This is a genomic window from Lentilactobacillus kisonensis DSM 19906 = JCM 15041 (assembly GCF_001434135.1).
GTDB lineage: Bacteria > Bacillota > Bacilli > Lactobacillales > Lactobacillaceae > Lentilactobacillus > Lentilactobacillus kisonensis.
Genome location: NZ_AZEB01000010.1, coordinates 48,786 through 68,912 on the forward strand (window position 1 = coordinate 48,786; position 20,127 = coordinate 68,912).

16 protein-coding genes are annotated in these 20,127 nt (G+C 43.3%); 6 read left to right on the plus strand and 10 right to left on the minus strand.

The annotated features are described in order from the left end of the window. Positions 1 to 119 precede the first annotated feature (119 nt). Together FC98_RS06750 and FC98_RS06755 are read right to left on the minus strand one after the other, a co-directional pair. Complete coding sequence (locus FC98_RS06750; protein ID WP_008856492.1) at positions 120 to 1,445, minus strand: aspartate kinase; 1,326 nt, start codon at positions 1,443 to 1,445, stop codon at positions 120 to 122. Continuing rightward, positions 1,442 to 2,623, minus strand: a complete 1,182-nt coding sequence (locus tag FC98_RS06755; protein WP_008856491.1) for a homoserine dehydrogenase — start codon at positions 2,621 to 2,623, stop codon at positions 1,442 to 1,444. Before FC98_RS06755 ends, FC98_RS06750 begins: the two co-directional genes overlap by 4 nt. A 106-nt stretch (positions 2,624 to 2,729) precedes the next feature. Between FC98_RS06755 and thrC the strand changes: the two genes are divergently transcribed. Genes thrC through FC98_RS06770 form a run of 3 tightly spaced genes read left to right on the plus strand, consistent with a single transcriptional unit; the run spans position 2,730 to position 5,524 of the window. After that, positions 2,730 to 4,235, plus strand: a complete 1,506-nt coding sequence (thrC, locus tag FC98_RS06760) for a threonine synthase (RefSeq protein WP_008856490.1) — start codon at positions 2,730 to 2,732, stop codon at positions 4,233 to 4,235. After that, positions 4,207 to 5,112, plus strand: a complete 906-nt coding sequence (gene thrB, locus FC98_RS06765; RefSeq protein WP_008856489.1) for a homoserine kinase — start codon at positions 4,207 to 4,209, stop codon at positions 5,110 to 5,112. Before thrC ends, thrB begins: the two co-directional genes overlap by 29 nt. Next, positions 5,090 to 5,524, plus strand: a complete 435-nt coding sequence (locus FC98_RS06770; protein WP_008856488.1) for an ACT domain-containing protein — start codon at positions 5,090 to 5,092, stop codon at positions 5,522 to 5,524. Before thrB ends, FC98_RS06770 begins: the two co-directional genes overlap by 23 nt. Before the next feature lie 420 nt (positions 5,525 to 5,944). Here FC98_RS06770 and FC98_RS06775 read toward each other — a convergent pair whose 3' ends face one another. Together FC98_RS06775 and FC98_RS06780 are read right to left on the minus strand one after the other, a co-directional pair. After that, positions 5,945 to 6,715, minus strand: a complete 771-nt coding sequence (locus FC98_RS06775; protein ID WP_008856487.1) for a CPBP family intramembrane glutamic endopeptidase — start codon at positions 6,713 to 6,715, stop codon at positions 5,945 to 5,947. A 303-nt stretch (positions 6,716 to 7,018) separates the two neighbouring features. Continuing rightward, complete coding sequence (locus FC98_RS06780) at positions 7,019 to 7,789, minus strand: CPBP family intramembrane glutamic endopeptidase (protein ID WP_008856486.1); 771 nt, start codon at positions 7,787 to 7,789, stop codon at positions 7,019 to 7,021. 343 nt (positions 7,790 to 8,132) lie between these two features. On the opposite strand from FC98_RS06780, the gene FC98_RS06785 reads away from it, so the two are divergent. Beyond that, a complete protein-coding gene (locus FC98_RS06785; RefSeq protein ID WP_008856485.1) occupies positions 8,133 to 9,485 on the plus strand; it encodes a threonine/serine exporter family protein in 1,353 nt (450 codons plus the stop codon). A 318-nt stretch (positions 9,486 to 9,803) separates the two neighbouring features. Here FC98_RS06785 and FC98_RS06790 read toward each other — a convergent pair whose 3' ends face one another. Both FC98_RS06790 and FC98_RS06795 read right to left on the minus strand, forming a co-directional pair. Then, positions 9,804 to 10,715, minus strand: a complete 912-nt coding sequence (locus FC98_RS06790; RefSeq protein ID WP_054654885.1) for an NADP-dependent oxidoreductase — start codon at positions 10,713 to 10,715, stop codon at positions 9,804 to 9,806. 430 nt (positions 10,716 to 11,145) lie between these two features. Beyond that, the gene (locus FC98_RS06795; RefSeq protein ID WP_056949346.1) at positions 11,146 to 11,688 is read right to left on the minus strand and encodes an HTH domain-containing protein; all 543 of its coding nucleotides are present in this window, start codon (positions 11,686 to 11,688) and stop codon (positions 11,146 to 11,148) included. A gap of 400 nt (positions 11,689 to 12,088) precedes the next feature. On the opposite strand from FC98_RS06795, the gene FC98_RS06800 reads away from it, so the two are divergent. Beyond that, positions 12,089 to 13,543 (plus strand): APC family permease, encoded by a 1,455-nt coding sequence (locus tag FC98_RS06800; protein WP_056949347.1) that lies wholly within the window; start codon positions 12,089 to 12,091, stop codon positions 13,541 to 13,543. Positions 13,544 to 13,634: 91 nt separating this feature from the next. Here FC98_RS06800 and FC98_RS06805 read toward each other — a convergent pair whose 3' ends face one another. Genes FC98_RS06805 through FC98_RS06815 form a run of 3 tightly spaced genes read right to left on the minus strand, consistent with a single transcriptional unit; the run spans position 13,635 to position 16,385 of the window. Further along, positions 13,635 to 14,705 (minus strand): endonuclease/exonuclease/phosphatase family protein, encoded by a 1,071-nt coding sequence (locus tag FC98_RS06805; RefSeq protein ID WP_056949348.1) that lies wholly within the window; start codon positions 14,703 to 14,705, stop codon positions 13,635 to 13,637. Between the two features lie 17 nt (positions 14,706 to 14,722). Next, positions 14,723 to 15,925, minus strand: a complete 1,203-nt coding sequence (locus FC98_RS06810) for a multidrug effflux MFS transporter (protein ID WP_056949349.1) — start codon at positions 15,923 to 15,925, stop codon at positions 14,723 to 14,725. Between the two features lie 16 nt (positions 15,926 to 15,941). Beyond that, positions 15,942 to 16,385 (minus strand): GNAT family N-acetyltransferase, encoded by a 444-nt coding sequence (locus FC98_RS06815; RefSeq protein WP_008855639.1) that lies wholly within the window; start codon positions 16,383 to 16,385, stop codon positions 15,942 to 15,944. A gap of 187 nt (positions 16,386 to 16,572) precedes the next feature. On the opposite strand from FC98_RS06815, the gene FC98_RS06820 reads away from it, so the two are divergent. Next, the gene (locus FC98_RS06820) at positions 16,573 to 17,055 is read left to right on the plus strand and encodes a nucleoside 2-deoxyribosyltransferase (protein WP_040470816.1); all 483 of its coding nucleotides are present in this window, start codon (positions 16,573 to 16,575) and stop codon (positions 17,053 to 17,055) included. A 67-nt stretch (positions 17,056 to 17,122) separates the two neighbouring features. Here FC98_RS06820 and FC98_RS15065 read toward each other — a convergent pair whose 3' ends face one another. Next, positions 17,123 to 19,837, minus strand: a complete 2,715-nt coding sequence (locus tag FC98_RS15065; protein ID WP_056949350.1) for a DUF5776 domain-containing protein — start codon at positions 19,835 to 19,837, stop codon at positions 17,123 to 17,125. Between the last annotated feature and the right edge of the window lie 290 nt (positions 19,838 to 20,127).

Below are 20,127 nucleotides of genomic sequence, written 5' to 3' on the forward strand. Positions count from 1 at the left end.
GATAAAAATAGTGCTGAACGCGGGCACATTCAGCACTAACCAGAAAACGGCAATGATTAACTTAATCGTTATTGGAAGAGGCGGTCAACCATTTAGCTTGAAGAAACGGTCGGCCAAAATTAAATCGCCATTCTGAGTTTTTTAGTCTTCGAATTAATATTCCGATAAATCTTTTTGATCGTTTTTTCGTAATCTTTGTTAGCAACCCCAAAAACCACCTTGATATCACTACCCTCTTGAATCACCAAGTGGACCTTAATTTGGCTATCGTTCAAGAAGTCTAAGATTTTCCCCGCATTGGCTGGCCGTTCACTGAGTTCATGTGAAACGGCGGCCACTAACGCAACGTCTTGATCCAACGTCACACTGTCCAGGTCACATTTCTTAAGGGCAGTTAGGATGGCATTGAGTTGACCAGCTAATTGGTCTTTCTTTACTAGGAAACTAAACGAATCTGTTCCTGACGATACATATTCAAATGGCACATTAAATCGCTGAATTTCAGAAAAAACCTTTGCCATAATATCAAATCGCTTATTTAATTGATACTTTTTGATTGAAATAATGACATAGTCTTTCTTACCAGCAACCCCAGTTACCAATTGATCCTGATCGCGGTGAACCGTCTTCTCGACGAGCGTGCCATCTTCTTCTGGATGATTTGTATTCAAGATAGCGATTGGGATCTGGCGTTGCTCAACCGGCTTAATGGCCTCTTCTTGAAACACACTGACACCCATGTACGATAATTCTTGCAATTCGTCGTAAGTGAGTTCATTAATTCGCCGGGAATGATCAACAATCCGGGGATCCGCCATCTTGATACCAGAAACGTCTGTCCAGTTTTCGTACAAGTCAGCATCCACCAAATTTGCCAGAACAGCCCCGGAAACGTCGCCGCCACCACGAGCCATAATATGAATTTGACCTGTTTCGTCGACCCCATAAAAGCCGGGAACAACAATTTGGGTATTAACGCTTAGAAAATCCCGAAGCCGGTTAATTGATTCACCGTAATTAACCTTGTGACCATCAAAGACTAGGAAGCGGGCAGCGTCGATGAATTGAAATCCTAAGAAGTCGGCCATCAGCTTAGCGGTTAAAAACTCACCCCGCGATACCAAATAATCATGACTGCAATTTTCAATGCGCTTTTCGATTTTCTGTAAATCATTTTCAATTGCAACGTTTAAGCCTAATGCATCCCGAATCCCCACGAAACGCCGCTCAATGTGTTTAAAAACGGGGCGATAATCTTCACCGGCATCCCTTAACTTTTCAACTTCAATTAACAAGTCAGTTACTTTAATTGACTCAGTTGCACTTTTACCAGCTGCACTCACAACGACAACCCGCCGGTCAGCATTTGCTTCAACAATCTCTCGGACCTTTTTGAACTGACCCGCATCAGCTACTGAACTGCCACCAAACTTTGCTACTTTCATTTTGCTGCCCCTTCCCGTTTCTCTGGTAAACTTGCCATAAAAGCCGTTTCGTCTTTTTGTAAAACCCGCTTCATCAACCGGTGCATTTCCCCAACCGGAACGTTATGAACCACTAGGTAGTCGCCCCGGACGACTGGCTCAAATCGTTTAAATAATTGCGAACAATCAATTTCGGTTCTAACGATGTAGTTATTTTTGGTTAAATCTGAACGGTACTTGAACGTGCTCTTAAATTCCCGCTTGAGATGTTCCTTGTTTTGAAAAATATCTAAAATGTCTTGAATAACGGCGTTGGCGGTCGGTAGTTGACCAGCTCCCTGGCCCATAAATTTCAAAACACCGATCGTTTTGCCATGAAGTGAGATTAAGTTGTAATTATCCGTTGTGTGGGCTTCCAGTGCATCACCATAGTACAAAGTCGGCTCAACAACGTAATCAAAGGCGTTGCCAACTTGATGACTAATCCCCATCAACTTGACCGTCATTCCCAGTTGATCAAAATGAGCCATATCATCCTCAGTGATGTTTCTAATCCCAAAGATTGGCAGCTCGCCGTCTGGCTTAATGAATAGATCATAGGCAATGTCAACGCTGATACATAGCTTATTGGCAACGTCAATACCGTCAATATCAGCACTGGGATCAGCTTCAGCGTACCCTAACTGCTGCGCCTGCATTAATACGTCATTAAACGGTTCGCCGGTGCGGTGCATTTGGTCAAGGATAAAATTAGACGTACCGTTAAAAATTCCCTGAATCTTATTAACGTCATCAATCCGCAATGCCCGCTCTAACCCTTGGATCCAAGGAATGCCGCCGCCAACACTAGATTCAAAGTAGAACTTAACGCCATTTTCCTTGGAAACTTTGGTAAATTCAGCCATGTACTGAGCAATGACAGCCTTATTAGCGGTAATCACGTGCTTCTTATGCTTGAGCGCCGCGATTATGTATTGATGCGCTGGTTCAATGCCGCCAAGTACTTCAACGACCACGTCAACATCTTTATCATTTAAAATAGCATCAATATCATCCGTCATTTCCGGCAAATCAGGCTTTTTATTTTTTCTAATTAAAATATGCTTAACGTGGAGGTTTTGGGTCTGCCGGTTGGCCTGGTTAATAATTTTATAAACCCCGGTACCAACTGTTCCGAACCCTAATATTGCGATATTCAACGTGACAACCTCCCCATCAATTTGTGTTCACAGATAATAAACACTTGTTTTTCTAATGAAAACAGATTATCATAGTAATCACAGAAATGCAAGGAGTTAACAGCAAATGACTAAAAATTATACGAGTACCAGAGACAATTCCGTTAAAATATCCGCCAAGCAGGCAATTAAAAAGGGCTTCTCAGATGATAAGGGGCTGTTTGTTTACCCAAACCTTGGTGACACCCAAGTTAACCTAAAAAAATTAATTACATTAAAGTACCAAGAAATTGCGCAAGCCGTCCTCACAAAACTATTACCAGACTTTTCATCAGCTGAAGTCCAGGAAAGTATCGATAATGCATACCGCGACAGCTTTGATTCTGATAAAATTACGCCAGTCGTCGATGTTGATAACTTCCACGTGTTGGAGCTATTTCATGGCCCTACCAGCGCGTTTAAAGATGTTGGCCTCCAGCTACTCCCTCAATTAATGAAACACGCGCTGACTGCTAATAATAAGGTAATGATTCTCACTGCCACGAGTGGTGATACTGGCAAAGCAGCCCTTGAAGGATTCAAGGACCTCCACCATATGGGCATTATCGTGTTCTATCCAGACGGTGGCGTTAGCAGCATTCAAAAATTACAAATGGTCACAACCGGTGGGCATAACACAAAGGTAGCGGCCATTAAAGGCAACTTCGACGATGCTCAGACCAACGTTAAGCGAATTTTTAACGATGCCAAGCTCAAAGAAGCCCTCGGTGACGAGGTTAGCCTCTCAAGTGCTAACTCAATTAACATCGGCCGGCTCATCCCCCAAGTTGTTTACTACTTCGATTCTTATAAACAGCTCGTTAATAATGGGACAATCAAAGCTGGCGACAAAGTTAACTTCACTGTGCCAACTGGGAATTTTGGTGACGTCTTGGCTGGGTATTACGCTAAGCTACTCGGCCTGCCGGTTAATAAATTTGTGGTTGCCTGCAACGAAAACAACGTTCTGGCAAATTTCTTCCAAAACGGTGTTTACGATCGCAACCGCCCATTCTTCCAAACAGTTGCGCCAAGTATGGATATTCAAATTTCAAGCAACTTTGAACGGCTTTTGTATTACAAGAGTGGCGAAGATGCTGCGTACGTTAAGCAATTGATGGATGACTTGGAAGATAGCGGCAAATACAAGGTTTCTAAGGACGTATTGGCTCGTATCCAAGAAGATTTCTATTGCGGCTACAGTACCGACGATGAAATCGAAAAATCCATTTCAGATGTTTACAATCACAACGGCTACCTAATGGATCCCCATACTGCCGCTGGCTATAAGGTGATGCGTGACTACCAAAAGCTTGATAGCGAAACGCCAATGATCCTGTTGAGCACTGCCAGCCCATATAAATTTGTTAATGCCGTCGCTAACGCGGTATTGCCAAAGACTGCCGATGATGTTCTTCAAGTCATGAAGGACCTCTCAACGGCAACCCATGTCCCAATTTCCGACAATTTACGTCAGGTCTGGGACTTGCCAGTTCGACATCAAAGTGTCATTGAAAAGAATCAAATGAGTGATTACGTGAAGGCGAAGGTTGAGGAGGTATTCTATGATAACCATCAAAGTTCCAGCAACTAGCGCCAATGTTGGGGTCGGGTTCGACTGCCTTGGCCTGGCGGTTTCATACTACTCAACAATTACCTTTGAACCGAGTTCTCATCACTTAGAAATTAGTGGCTCGCCTAAAGAATTTCAAAACGAGCATAATCTGGTTTATCAGGCATTTGTTAAGGGCTGTACCTTTCTCAATCAGGCGATCCCCAACGTTAAGATTGCCGTTGAGAGTGATATTCCGGTTGCCCGCGGGCTTGGCAGCTCATCCGTTTGTGTGGTTGCTGGTCTAAAAGCAGCCAGCGAGTGGTATGGTGGCGGTATTTCTGAAGAACAATTGTTACGCTTGGCAACCCAAATGGAAGGCCATCCAGACAACGTTACCCCAGCCATTCTCGGTGGCTTGTGTGTCTCCTTTATGGATGATCACGATGACCCCCAGATTGTTAAATATCAGGTCAACCAACAGTTGCACTTTGTTGCACTGATTCCAGATTATGAAGTCAGCACTCATGAAGCCCGCAAGGTGTTACCAACAACCATGAGTTACGCTGATGCGATTCATCAAGTCAGTCATTGTGCCGCGATGACCAAGGCCTTGGAACTCGGTGATATGCACATGATTCACGAAGCTTGCGATGATCGAATGCACGAACCGTACCGAGCCAAATTAATTCCAGATTATGGCGACGTCAAGGCCATTTGTGAGCAAGCTGGCGGTACAATGTATATCAGTGGCAGCGGTTCAACCATGATGGCCATTACTGCCAGCCAACAAGCTGCTGATGAGATCGTTGTTAATGCCAAAGCAGCATTTCCAGCTTGGCAAATTCGCAAACTGACAGTCGATTCGACCGGCGTAACAAGTGAGGTAAGTGAACGTGGAAAAGTACTACATCGTTGATAGTTCAATACTCCCTGAATCCTTTGACAAGGTCATTCAAGCTAGACAATTACTAGAAAGCGGTAAGGTCCGCCAGGTTAGCGAAGCGGTTAAGATCGTTGGCATCAGTCGCGGAACTTATTATAAATATAAAGATCTGGTGTTTCTGCCAGAAGAAAATATGATGGACCGAAAAGCAGTCATCTCGCTCATGCTAGAAAATAAGCGGGGCATCCTGTCGGAGGTCCTCAGAACCATCTCGGATTCCAGTGCCAGCGTCTTAACGATCAACCAAAATATCCCAATCCATAATATTGCCAGCATTGTCATTTCACTGGATCTCAGCCATTTTAGCGGCACCGTTGATAATTTGCTTAATGGCATCAAAAAAGTTGATGGTGCTAGTAATGTGCAGTTGGTTTCGATTGAGTAAGAGTGCGGAACCAAGCGGTTAGAAAGCGGAGCCTAAGTTACTCCGTTCAGAAATCCTGGGCTTGGATTTTTGAACGGAGTGACTTAGGTGCAGCTTTCTGCTTGGTGTAGCACGTTTCCACTATGTTGCTAAGAATCATGTGCTTGGGGCTGACTTAGGTGCAGCTTTTTACTTTGCAGAACACCATTCGGCTATGTAATGGAAAAGTTTGGAATTTTGTTTGAGGTACTTACGGGAAAGCTCCTGCCTGGCAGAGTAATTCCTAATCTATATAGGAAAGAAAATCCCGCTCCCAACACCATCCACCCATTCCGCACGGTAATTCAAGCCAGTAGCTGCTTGGAATCACAACAATTCAATAATGGCATTCAAAAAGGCCCCTGCCGCAATTTACCTTTGCGGCGGGGGCCTAAATTTGCTTTAATCAGAATTCAAACCCGATTGATGTTCAAGGTTTCGATCAAACTTAATTAAGCAAATCAGACTGACGACCAGGATAAACCCAAACACAACAATGATCGAAAACCAGTTGGATGTCCCAGAGGTCGCATTAGCAATATCAGGCTGCCAATCGATCAAAAAATGGAGGCCAATACTCCAAATGAGTGTATTGGTAGTTACCCGAATAACCATCAATAACATCCCAAATACAAAGGAATACAGGACTTGCTGCGCGACGCCCTCGAAACTGCCGGAAAAAATATTCATCATATGAAGTGACCCAAATATAAGTGATGAATAAACCGCTGCCTTCGTTATTTTCAGCGATTGATTATGACGTCGCAGATTTTGTAACAAAGCTGATACAAGCAGTCCCCGCGTGAGACACTCTTCAACGATCCCCGTTGCCAGCGCAACCAAGGTGTTTTGAACCAAATGCTGACTCGTTAAAGTTGCCATCACAGTTGAAGGCCAGTCCTCCAGCCATAATATTGCGATAACGGTAAGGCCAAATATCACTAACCATATTTTCAAATTGGTCGTGAATTTAGGCCGCTGCACCGTCACTTTGAATGTCCCAACTTCGATATACACAAGTAATAAGATGATGCCGCCAAAAATCAGTTGGGTGACTGCAAAGACCAGACTGTTGGCTCGTTGAAGCAGAAGCATTTGACCGAGATAGACAATCAGGAAACCAATTGCTACCAGGATTTGTTCGACCCATGAGCGTCGACTTTTAATAATCATTAGAATCACTACTTTCTGAAAGAATCATTAGTTGCTAACAATGAGCAATCTGGGATCTTCTCCCGATGCTCTCTGGCTGATTACCAGTAAAAACAGTTAGGTTCACCTCACTTTTCCCCATACATATTAATTACGTTTTTACATCTCAATATTTTTTTGAAATTTAAAAAAATTGACCGTTTTTGAAAACTAGGGAACAAAAATTCTTCTCGGCAAACGTTTTGAAGCAATATATAAGCAAGAGCCGCCATCATTCCAAGATTAAGAACAGTGGTGGCCTTCGCTCATATTAAAAATAGTCATTCAACTAATCGTTAATCGGCTTTGCTTTTCATACGCATGATCAAATTTAACTAAGTAAACAATTCCAATAACCAACATACTGCCAAAGATTAACAAAACGGGGAGCCAACTGGTTGCGACGCTTGGGGTGCTTGCAATTCCTGGCTGCCAATCCATCAGGAAATGAAGGCCGATCCCCCAGAACAAGGTATTTGTAGTCACCCGAATTGCGGCCAACACAACTCCCAACGCAAAAGCGTAGAAGATTTGCTGAATGATCGCTCCTGAATTACCACTTCTCAGGTTCATGAGATGGAGACTACCAAATATCAACGCCGAATAAAGTGCCGACCGGGTAAATTTCAAAGACCGGCTGCGATATTGCATGTTTTGCAGAAAGATTGAAAAGAACAACCCACGAGTCAGACTTTCTTCAAAGATCCCTGCCGCTAAAGCAAACATTGTATTTTCGGCTAGCGTTGTTGAATTTAAATTCAGCAATATCCGCGACGGCAACTGTTCTTGCCATGCCATCACAATCAGACTAATCCCGATAATCATAAACCAAAGTTTCAAATTTGTTGAAAGTTTTACTCTGGGCTTGGTTACCTTAAACGTGCCAACCTCCCTGTATATAATAAATAAAACAATCAATGAGAACAACAATCGCGCTTTAGCATACGTCACTTCACCACTATCAAACAGCGCAAAAGCCATAAAAACAAAGATAATCAGGATAATAATTGCGACAAACAATTGCTCAACCCACGACCGTCGACTCTCAATAATCATTGGAATCACTACTTTCTGCGAATTAAATTAAGCTGATTATAATCTATTTGCCATTTTAGTGCTACCAGCGAAATACCTCTTTAACTTAGTCATCTTAGTTGAATCATCTTGTTCATTAATGACAATTTGATCTCTAAGCGATAGATGCAATCTATCCAGCGTCGCTACATATTAAGCGGTCATCTATTTTTATCATTTAGACATCCCACACATTTGCAACTCTCGATTAATCATTGATAATTTATTTTCCCTGTAAGCCTTTTCCAACTTGAATCCAACCCCATGTCATGGATATAATGCAAATATTGCTAATAATACAATTCGATTCATCTTGGAGGACCTCATGGCAAATAGCCAACCCGATGCACCTAAAAAATTTCGATTATCTCAAAATCATCATATGACCATTCCGTGGAATGCTTTCATTAGTCAGGAAAGGGTTCCCGCTAAAAATGCCCCGCTTCGTGAACGCGCGTCCGTTATTGGCCGCGTTGGTATCATTATGCTATCTTGCGGTACTGGAGCCTGGCGAGTTAGAGATGCCATGAACACCATTGCCCGCGTACTAGGTGTAACTTGTTCAGCCGACATTGGCCTAACTTCAATTCAGTTTACCTGCTTTGCTGACGATGACAGCTATTCACAAATTCTTTCACTCCCAAACACCGGGGTGAATACGGACAAACTAAACATCATGGAGGGCTTTGTTGCCAATTTTGCCAACGATTTTTCAACGACAACTATTCGGACGATACATAACCAAATCGATAAGATTCAACAGAAGCCCGCTCAATATACCCCCGTTATTTCCGGATTAGCGGCCGCCTTAGCCTGCAGCGGATTTATTTTCCTACTTGGTGGTGGCATCCCCGAAATGGTTTGTTCGTTCATCGGTGCTGGAATCGGAAACTTTACTAGAAGCGTGATGGGCAAACATCGCATGACAACTTTTGCCAGTATTGCGATTTCCGTGGCAATTGCTGGAATCGCGTATATGATTTCATTCAAACTCTTTGAGGCAAACTTCCAAGTTTTGGCTCAACATGAGGCAGGCTACATCGGCGCGATGTTGTTTGTTATTCCTGGCTTTCCGTTCATTACAAGCATTTTAGACCTTTCGAAGCTAGATATGCGATCAGGGCTGGAAAGGCTGACATATGCGATTATGATTACGTTAATCGCTTCATTAGTTGGTTGGCTGGTTGCCCTACTCTTTCACTTCCAGCCTGAAAACTTTCTGCCACTCGGCTTATCGCCAATCATTTTAATGTTACTGAGGTTGCCGGCAAGCTTCTGTGGGGTTTTCGGTTTCTCGATTATGTTTAATAGCACCGTCAGAATGGCAACGGTTGCTGGCTGTATTGGTGCCGTTGCGAATACGTTAAGGCTTGAACTAGTAGATTTAACAACATTACCACCAGCTGCCGCCGCATTCTTGGCCGCCTTATTAGCGGGCTTGATTGCATCTGTCGTCAACCGGTTCAATGGTTACCCAAGAATTTCACTAACCGTGCCATCAATCGTCATCATGGTCCCAGGATTGTATATTTACAGAGCCGTTTATAGCATCGGTATCAATCAAATCAGTGTTGGTGCATTGTGGCTCACAAAGGCTGCCTTGATTATTATGTTCCTGCCACTAGGATTGTTCGTGGCAAGAGCGTTACTGGATAGGGAATGGCGACATTTTGATTAAAGTGAGCGGAGCAAAGCGGTTAGAGTGCGGAACCAAGCGGTTAGAAAGCGGAGCCTAAGTTACTCCGTTCAGAAATCCTGGGCTTGGATTTTTGAACGGAGTGGCTTAGGTGCAGCTTTCTGCTTGGTGTAGCACGTTTTTGCTATATCACCAAGAACTATTAATTCATGGGTTTCGGGAAATCTTTGTCATAGATGCTTAGGTAGAAGTCCCTGCTTTGTGCAGCGGTCCTACTCTATATAAACTAGACCAATCACCAAGCCAAAAAAGTAGCACCATGCCAACCGACATGATGCTACTTTTTAATTATTCAATCTCTTATTTAACAATAATTACCCGGCCATCATGCTTCTCTTCAAGCAACTGGTGACCCTTTACAAATCCATCCCGATTAAACGGTAATGTATAACCGATATTAACGGTAAGTTTACCATCACGCATAAGATCAATAACGGCTTGCAAGGCTTCCCGATCAGACATTGCGTTGGTTGGGTGGACATGGACAAACTTCAGTGGCTTATCAGTCGTGGGTGACGTATGTGCAACACTGGCAACCGTCCCATTTGGTTTAACCATCTTAATGTCGTCATCAGTGCCAGCACCGTTCATAGCGCTATTAATCACAACATCCCCCTGATCCGCCAGTACGGTAGCGGGGTCTTCCTGATCATAAGCGACAAAACGCGTTGCTCCGATTGATTTAACAAATTCTTCGTTATGACTGGAAGCAATTCCGATAACGTCAGCACCAAGATCCGTTGCAATTTGAACGGATAGTGACCCCACACCACCGGAGGCTCCCTTTACGATCACCGTTTGACCTGGTTGAACACCGGCGAAAAACTTGACCGCTTTATATGCCGTCAAACCTGGGGTGATAATCCCGGCAACCCGGGTTGGTGTCATGCCATCTGGAACGGCGACCGTTGCATCTAAATCCGCTAAAACATACTCAGCGTATCCCTGCTCAGTATGGGTCATGACTAACTCACCAACGCCAAATTCACTGACGCCATCACCAATCTCAGTTACTTCACCGACAACGTCGCGCCCAGGAATTAAAGGCGATCCCAAGCGACCATATCCAGCCCGTTCGGCTCGCTCACGATTATTGAGACCAATCGCAATCGTTCGCACTAATACTTGATTCATATTTGGGGTAGGCTGGTCGATATCGTATTCCTGAAAAACGTCAGGATCCCCATGTTGTTCATATCCGTATGCTTTCATTGTGTGTGCCTCCTTAATCGTCTCACTGGCGCTATTGTAAGCGCAATCACGGAGGAGAGCAAGCAATTAGTAAGTGAGCGGAGCAAAGCGGTTAGAAACTGGAACATAAGTCTCCTTGGGCAGAAATTCCTGGGTTTGGAATTTTTGACCAAGGTGCTTATGTGGAAGTTTCTGCTTTGTGCAGCCGTCCTACTAAGTGAGCGGAGCAGAGCGTGAAACCAAGCGGTTAGCAATCAGTTCATAAGTCTCCGCAACTGAAAATCCCGGGTTTGGATTTACAGTTGCGGTGCTTATGTGCAAGTCTCTATTGTCGCGCAGAAGTTCTAATCTATATACTAGCAAAACGCATCCAAAATCAAAAAATAACCAAGAAAAAAGCTAGGACAATAGTCGCCCTAGCAAAATTAATAGCAAATTATAAATTTAAATTTTAGCGGCCAAACTGCCACCAGTGTTTTTTACGACCGGTTGATTCAAAACGGCCATCCCCTGCGGAAGTTGGTTGGTAGTTATCGGGGATGTTATCTTCAGACTGATGTTCAGTCGGCGTTTGTTCGATTGTTTTGGTTTGCGTTGAGTTTCCACTTTTGTTTTCGAGCTGCTTAAGCTTATTTTGGACATCTAATTGTAATCGTTGCGATTGATCCAATAATTGGTGAAGTTCTGCAATTTGTTTATCTTTTTCTTCGATCTGTTTGCGTTGGTCTTCCAATTGTTCAGCCAACAAATGACTTTGATCCCGATTATCCTTAGCAACCGTCTCATTTGCGGTTTCCATTTCGGCTTTTCGAGTATTCGTTGCACCTTGATTTTTAAATTGTCCCTTTAACAACTCAATCCCTTCATCTTTGATTAGGATCTTATTACCCTTTTTGATCGTATATGTAGATCGAAACTTATCGTCCATATGTTTCCTGATTGCGGTTTTAGAAACTGCTAATTCATCCGCCAGCTCTTTGATAGTTAGTTCCATTTAATGTCGCCCCCAAATAGGATTTGATTCGCGAACAGTCTGGTTCGCAGATGCACAACATACATTATAATGATTAAATGGTTATTCGGCAACTTAATATCGGGCACTGTCACAAAAATATTATAATAAAAAATAATATAAAATTAAATTATGATTAGAGTTGCTTATTGACAATCTCATTATAATTGCGGTAAACTACTCGCAACGTCTAACAGTAATGGATCACACCAGAGTTTGCAATTATCATGAACTTGTTACTTTGATCGAGGAAGAAAACCGCGATCGTTTTCGTATTTAGTTAGAGAAGGTGCGCACCTGTTAATTTATAACGATTACTACTTATAGGCGCTATCACTAAACACCTTGTTAACTTTTCATTTAATAATTTGGAGGGAACTCAATGAGTCGCTTAACTGAAAAAATGTTTCGAAAAGAGGATCCACTAGTTTATCAGGATAAGGATTCGCATTTGATTCGCAGCCTGACAACGAAAGACTTTCTTGCCTTAGGGGTCGGCACGATTGTTTCTGCTTCAATCTTTACGTTACCAGGCGTTGTTGCCGCCCAACATGCAGGTCCAGCCGTGGCCCTATCCTGTTTAACCGCTGCAATCGTTGCTGGCCTGGTTGCCTTTGCCTACGCTGAAATGGCTGCCGCAATGCCTTTTGCTGGTTCTGCATATTCCTGGATCAACGTTATTTTTGGTGAATTCTGGGGTTGGATTGCTGGCTGGGCTTTACTGGCTGAATACTTCATTGCCGTCGCCTTCGTTGCGTCCGGGCTATCTGCTAACTTCCAAGGCCTAATTTCTACGGCGGGGCTAAAGTTACCTAGGAGTTTGGCTGCTGCCTCAACCGGCAATAACGGCGGCCTGATGGACATCGTTGCCATTGTCGCCATTATCTTGGTCACCCTGCTTCTTTCCCGTGGTGCCTCACAGACGACCCGGGTTGAAAATACACTGGTGGTGTTAAAAGTAATTGCCATTCTGATCTTTATTTTTGTCGGCGTTACCGCCATTAAAATGTCAAACTATTCACCATTTATTCCTAAATACCATCTCAATCCTGATGGTTCCCCATTTGGTGGCTGGCAAGGAATCTACGCTGGGGTTTCAGAAATTTTTCTGGCCTATATCGGCTTTGATTCAATTGCCGCGAACTCTGCGGAAGCCAAGAACCCTCAAAAGACGATGCCCCGTGGTATCTTAGGGTCCCTAGTCATCGCTGTTATTCTCTTTGTTTCAGTGGCCTTGGTATTAGTCGGTATGTTCCACTATTCAGACTATGCAAACAACGCCGAACCCGTTGGCTACGCGTTAAGACGAAGCGGTCACGCAATTGTTGCCACAGTGGTTCAATCAATTGCAGTTGTCGGCATGTTCACAGCCTTAATCGGCATGATGTTGGCCGGATCAAGACTGGTTTATTCATTTGGCCGTGATGGTTTATTACCAAAATGGCTGGGTAAATTGGAACACAACCTTCCTAACCGAGCCTTGATTGTTTTAACAATTATCGGCATTCTTCTAGGCGCCTTCTTCCCATTCACGTTCCTAGCACAGTTAATTTCTGCCGGGACTCTGATCGCGTTTATGTTCGTTTCAATCGGGATTTACGCGCTTCGTCCCCGCGAAGGCAAGGACATCCCAATGCCAAGCTTCAGAATGCCACTGTATCCCGTTCTACCAGGATTAGGATTTCTCGGCGCCCTCGCAATCTTTATGGGACTCGACATCCAAGCCAAAACTTACGCCCTGGGCTGGTTTATCTTTGGTATGTTAATTTACTTTGCTTACGGGATTCGCCACTCCACTTCAACAATTGATAAGGCTGCCAAACATCAGGACGATTAATCAAATAATTCAAAAAAAGGAATCGCATTTTTAGCCTAATTGGTTGGAATGCGATTCCTTTTGTTTTTTCCATATTACTCCGTGACATAATTTATTTATCCAGTTTAAACGTCAGCACCTCTGGATTATGATCTGAGTTTTTAAACCCTAAGTATTTCACGTGTACGTCTTGAACACTCACATTATCGGAAACTAGAAACCCGTCAATTAATGAAACATAGGTCTTGCCGGGATGATATCCCGTTCCGTTTGCCCTCACCGATGGTACTTTAGCAGCCGCCAAACCGTTCTTCACAATTCGAAAACCGTTTGGTAACTGGTTTGCGGGAAACGGATGTGTCCAGTTCTCCCGCTTCTCAGTTGTTCCAAACACCTTGGGACTGTCACCCAGCATATCGTGATTGTAGTCACCGGCCACGATCACGTAATGGCCATTCGCGGCTTCAGCCTTCATCTTCGCAAACAGCTTATTAATTTGAGCCCGGCGAACCTTTGCGTTCTTGGTAAACGCTGATAAATGCAAATTGATAACCGCTAACTGCTTACCGTTTTCGACTGGCAAATGGGTAACCGAAATTGCCCGGTCCAAGTCCATGAACTTGTTAAAATCTGTGTCAATTGGCAGCGAATACCGGATACTGTCCGTCATCTTTGCCTTTGCTAAGGTGACCAACCCCGACTTAGCGCTTCCAATCGGCCTTGTCAGCGGATAGAACAAATAAGCAGAATCGTAGTTTTGAGCGTACACATTTGAATAATCGGCAAAAGACCGTCGTAACCAGTTGACTTCATTAACGTGAAACGATCGGTCACCATTGGTATCAACCTCCTGAAAAAACGCCAGCGTTGGGTTCTCTGCCCTTACCGCTTTTGTAATTCCAGCCATATCCTGCTCAACAGAAGCTTTGCTATACGCCCGTGAATATTTACCACCATCCATGAAAAATGAATAGCTGGCGGGGTAGGCGGCATAACCAATATTAAACGTTAACGCTTTATATTGAGTGTCAGTTTTCAACACACTGTCGCGATGATTTTGGGGATGTAACTTAACCTTGTCCGCCATTCGATGGTAGCTCAGATAGACATACGCAGCATAACCACCAACGATGATAACAATTCCAAACAGAAGTCCCAACATCACTTTAAAAAACTTTTTCATAACAACCTCTTTACCAATTAAATTTTAATTTGCTGCCGGAGTCCTCGCATCGAAAGCCACAGGGCAAGCCAGCAAATCGCGCCAATAATAATGTTAATTAGGGCAATTGCCGCCACCGGATAAGCTTCAGCAACGGAAACAACGACCATGCCAATACTGCCCATAATGGTTCCACCAGCGCTATACAACGATGAAGCCGACCCGTTGTCATTTTCCTGTTGCTTTAACACCAAATACGTGCCGGGCGGCCTGATGGCACTGCTAGCTAACGTCGCCGGAAATTCAGTCAGCGCAAACATAATTGGGTTGTGCAAGCCAAATAGCAGCACCAAAATGCCCCCAATGATGGTCAGTAAAAAACAACTATAAATAATCACAAACCGGTCAACGTATTTTGAAAGTGGAATGTAAATTAAAGGTCCCAGCAGCATCCCAAGCGCATTAAACGCAAAAAACAGGCTAAATAACTCGCTGCTTAAATGAAAGGTGTTTTGGTAGATATAAGAGGAGGAAGAAATAAACCCTAGCGAAATAATTGACATCGTTGAAAACACCATTAATAGCGCGGTAAAACCGGGATCTTTTAACAGAACACCCAACCGCCCAAACGACCGCAGCAACCTCATCGATTCTGATTCTGGTTGGTGCGTTTCTTTGAAGATTAGCGTTCCTAAAACAACCGTTATTCCCAATAGTGCTTGTGCAAAGAAAATACCCCGCCAGGAAATAAACGTTAACAGTAAGGAACCGACCACTGGCGCCACTGCGGGTGAAATGACTACCATTGACTGGACGATTGCCAGAGTAGTCTCCTGCTTTCTGCCAACGAAAACATCCTTGATGACGGCAGTCGCTACGGTTGTCGCCACCCCACCACCACAGGCCTGCAAAACCCGAAAGATGATAATCTGAGTTGCGCTGTTGGCAATTCCGCACAGAATGCTGGCGATTAGGTAAATCGTCAGCCCAATCAATAATATTGGCCGCCGTCCATAGCGATCACTTAACGGCCCCCAGAACAAGGTTGCAATGCTATAGAAAATAAAGAATAGAATCAGGGTTAAATTCATGATGATTTCTGGCACAGCAAAAAAATGGGTCATTTCAGGCAGTGCTGGTAAATAGAGATCCGTCGAAAGCGGCACAAAGGCACTCAACAATGCTAAGAAAATGATGAAACCAGTGTTACCTAACCGTGGTTGAATTTGATTTGACGCCATTTTGAAGACCTCTCCCCTATTGCGTACCAGCAGCTGACCACTTCATATTAAATGCCACCTCGTTTGTGACGGGATCAGCCTGTTGTGACTCGACCGTAAATCCTTGTTGGCGGTAAAAGTGATACGCAGACTGGTTTTTTTGGTAAACCGACAGTGACAACTTTGACCGGGTTTGTTTCACAGCCGTCATGAGTTGGGTACCTATTTGATGACCTCGGAACTTCTTGGCAACAAACAAGACCGCAATATAGCCATCAACAAGCCCAAGAAAGCCGTTAACTTTATTATTAGCTTCACTTAAAAACAGTTCCGAGGTCCCAATTTCTGTCTTAACTTCATGAGAATAATTTCGCCAATAATCGGCGGCAATAAACCAATGGGCGTCGAGATTCCCCGCCAACCAAATAGCAGCCACTTCATCCAATTTACGGCCCTGCAACCCATTTATGTGCGTAATCATCGGCTCGTCCTTTCATCAATAGTGATATAACTTTATTTTAACCTAAAATCCAACGATGGGCGTCAACAGCGCTCAAATTTGAATATGTTTGCCTCTTTTAGACTTAAAAACGGAATTTTATCCTGATTTTCAACAATTTCGTTCGGATTTCGTGTACAATAATGGTAAACATAAGGAGGATTTACTCATGACAGCCTATCAAAACAAAGTATATCTCGCTTCTCCATTTTTCAGTGATGGTCAAAAGGATCGAATCGCGCAAGTTGTTGCATTGTTGAAGCAGAATCCTACCATTGACAGTGATGCGATTTTCAATCCCCAAGACCACCAATTTGAACAAGAACCATTTGGTAGCTTCAAGTGGCAGGACGCGGTCTTTGCATCTGATATGCGTCAAGTTCACAAAGCCGATGTGGTGGTTGCCATCTTGGATTATCAACTTGAAGACGGCTTAACCGAACCCGATTCCGGGACAGTATTTGAAATTGGCTCAGCACATGAAGCCAATATCCCCGTTATTATGGTTCAATTTGGTGAAAACAGTCAGCTCAACTTAATGCTGGCGAGAAGTTACACGGCCTTCTTTAATGACCAGGATGACATCCAGGGCTTGAAGGATTATGATTTCAATAATCTGGAACAGAAGTACACAGAGAAAAAAGTGCTTTAATTACCCACAACTGCAACTAAAAACGCCTACCAGCTTTTGGTAGACGTTTTTAATTTGCAGTTTGTTATTAGTAATAAGTTTTAACAAATTTAGAATTACCAGTGATATAACCACCAGCAACCTTGTATCTCAAGGCACCAACGTTATTGACGCTGTTAGCGTGCGAGAAGTCATAGCGCTGAACCTTAATCTTCGTACCCTTCTTGATGTGACGCTTGTTCCGCTGGGTCAAGTTGACGGTCTTATAACGATTGATCGTCTTCTTAACTTTAACGTAGTGAACTTGGTTATGCTTGCCCATTTCGACAAGTTTGCGGTTCCCAGTAATGTATTGACCATTGCTGAGAAGGTAACGGGTGGTTAAGTTGTGCTTAACAAACTTGGTAACATGAAGCACTGTCCCTTGCTTGTAGTTGCGGACTTTACCAGTCAAGTTGACATTAGTATAAGCATTAACCCCACGAGGATTAATGACAGTCAATGTCTTGTGACTGCTCTGGTAGTAAACCGGACGAACGTAAGCCCACTGCGCGGTGATGTAACCCTTCTTGCCCTTGTTCTTAGTCAAGTGGTTCACATCGCGAACTTGATAACGCAACCGACCATTCTTCGAGTGACTGTAGCCGGTAACCACAAACATTGGCCGATAAACCCGTGGCTTACGTGAGTAACCAGCGCGACGCTCATTCTTGGAGAAGGTATTGTTCTTGTACAGATAAATCTTCTTCAATGAATAAACGGCTTCACCCTTTTTGGCAACAACGGATGGGGTTGTCACTGTGGTACCAGGGGTTGGAGCGGGTTCTGGAGTTGGGGTCGGTTTAGGCGTTGGTGTAGGCGTTGGTGTAGGCGTTGGTGTGATCCCTTTTTTATGAACATAGATTTTTACAGTCTTAGTTGGATCTGCCAATGCAGGAAACATGCAATCGTCTCCAACTGGTTGCTTTAATCCAGCTGGAAGCCCGGACGTCATATATTCGTACCCTGCTGGTAAATTCTGCTTCACAAATTCGCTATTGGTACCCTTCGGCAAATCTTTACTTAAGTCATAAGTTGTGCCATTGTAAGACCAACTTGCAGGCGTACCCGCATCACCGTTTGTCGAATATGTTTTTCCAACTTGGACTCCAGCTTTACCATCTTCAACATTGATAAACTCAAAATTAATTTGTGGTTGAGCAACGGGGGTATGATCGGCCGAAATATATATTTTAACCATCTTAGGAAGACTTCTATACTGATACTCTTTCCCATTGACAGTGACATCATTTGTTGCATAGACGTACCCGACATATAAACCTTTTGGTAGATTATCAGTCTTTTGAATATTGGTAATTTTAAACGATGCTGGATTCGTATTATCCGGCTGAACATTACCATCAGCATCTAACGCTGATTCAGGATTACCATTAGCGTCTTTAGCTGACTCATCAGTCAAGACTTTCTGGAACAAACCATCAGAACCATAGTGCAAGGTAATGTTTTTTCTGTTCACATTATTTGGATCATCAGTGTTGTTGAAATCATAACAATCAGTGATGAACGTATCATTATTAGGAATTGGTTTATTGCTGCTGTCATTATGATATCCAAATCTAATCAACGCGGTGCCATTGCCGGTAACTGCTGGTTCTGTTTCTCCAGGGTAAGGATACGGATCGCTACTGTTCGGAACTGAACCATCGGGATTGGTTTTGCTGTCTAGAGGATATCTAAAGTAAGTATCACCTTGCGATCCCTGATTACCCATACTGACAAGCTGATCACCAGTACGAGCAATTGCATTCTCATTTTGATACAAAACCGGCTGGAATCCTACAGCATTAGGGTTACTAAAAAGCATATGTGCTTGATATGGTTCAGCAGGCACTTTAACCAAATCAGGAATTTTTGCAGTACTACTTACAGGTTGCCCTGTGAGGGTACTTGATATGTTCACCCAATCCTTTGCATCCTGAGTCTTAATTGGCATTTCAACATTAAATGACGTACCTTGATCCTTAGTGGGATCCAATTTGCTAATATCAAGATGGTAAACCAACTTTGTAGAAGATGACGCTGCTTTATCAAGTGTCCAAGCACTATCTGGAGTGTCCGCAGACGAACCTGTTGGTGCTCGATAGACGCCTAAAGGTGCTCCCTCCTGAACATCGAAGGCTGCCTTCCCTGATTCAGACTTATCAATCTGAACTGTCCAGGTTAAAGTCTTATAACCGTTCGATGGATCCTGTAGTTGCTTAACTGCATTACCACTGTCGGTTGACTTTGGCAAGGCAATTTGGGCAAATGCAACAAAGGCATTTTGACTGTATAAGTACATAATATTTTTAGCATTGGTACCCGGTGTCAAACAGTTATCGTTAATTTTAGTAACATCAGAATAACCATTATCGGCGTACGGAGTGTTACTGCTGGGAAAAATATTAGGGAATGGCAGCGCACCCTTATTTGCGAAGATTGATTGCCCAAATGGAATGGCACCTTTATTATCATTATTATCTTCGATCACATTTAACACTTTAAAGTTCTGGACATCGTACTCATGCGACTGGCCAGTAGCTGGTTTAAAAGTAGGTTGAATCGTATATGTAACGGGATTTTTTTCAGGCTGGTCGCTTGTTGTGGTTGTGTTATCAGAATTTTTAGATGGCTTCATGTTAATTGTAACGGTAGGATCCACCATACTATTGTAATAATCAGTTGGTGCACTTCTATTTGCGGTTAGGATAACATATGTAAACTGACCATTTGAACTCTGCTTCGTGGCTACTGAAAAGATCATTACTGTATACCGTCTTATCATCTAAAGTCGTTGCCTTAACAGGTGTGTTGTCAGCTTTAACAGACGTGGCAGAAAAAAAGCCACTAAAAAGCACAACTGATAGTGCAATCAACGCATACCTAATCCAATTTCCCAATAAATTTGACCTATAGTGCTTCCTAAACATAAAACGACACCCTTCCTTGGACGTTTCCAACATTTGTAATTAAATAACTTATAGTATAATTCTCAGGCAGCTACTCCGCACGTAAAATTGCTTCTTGTCGTTGTAAACTAGTCCTAATGAATCT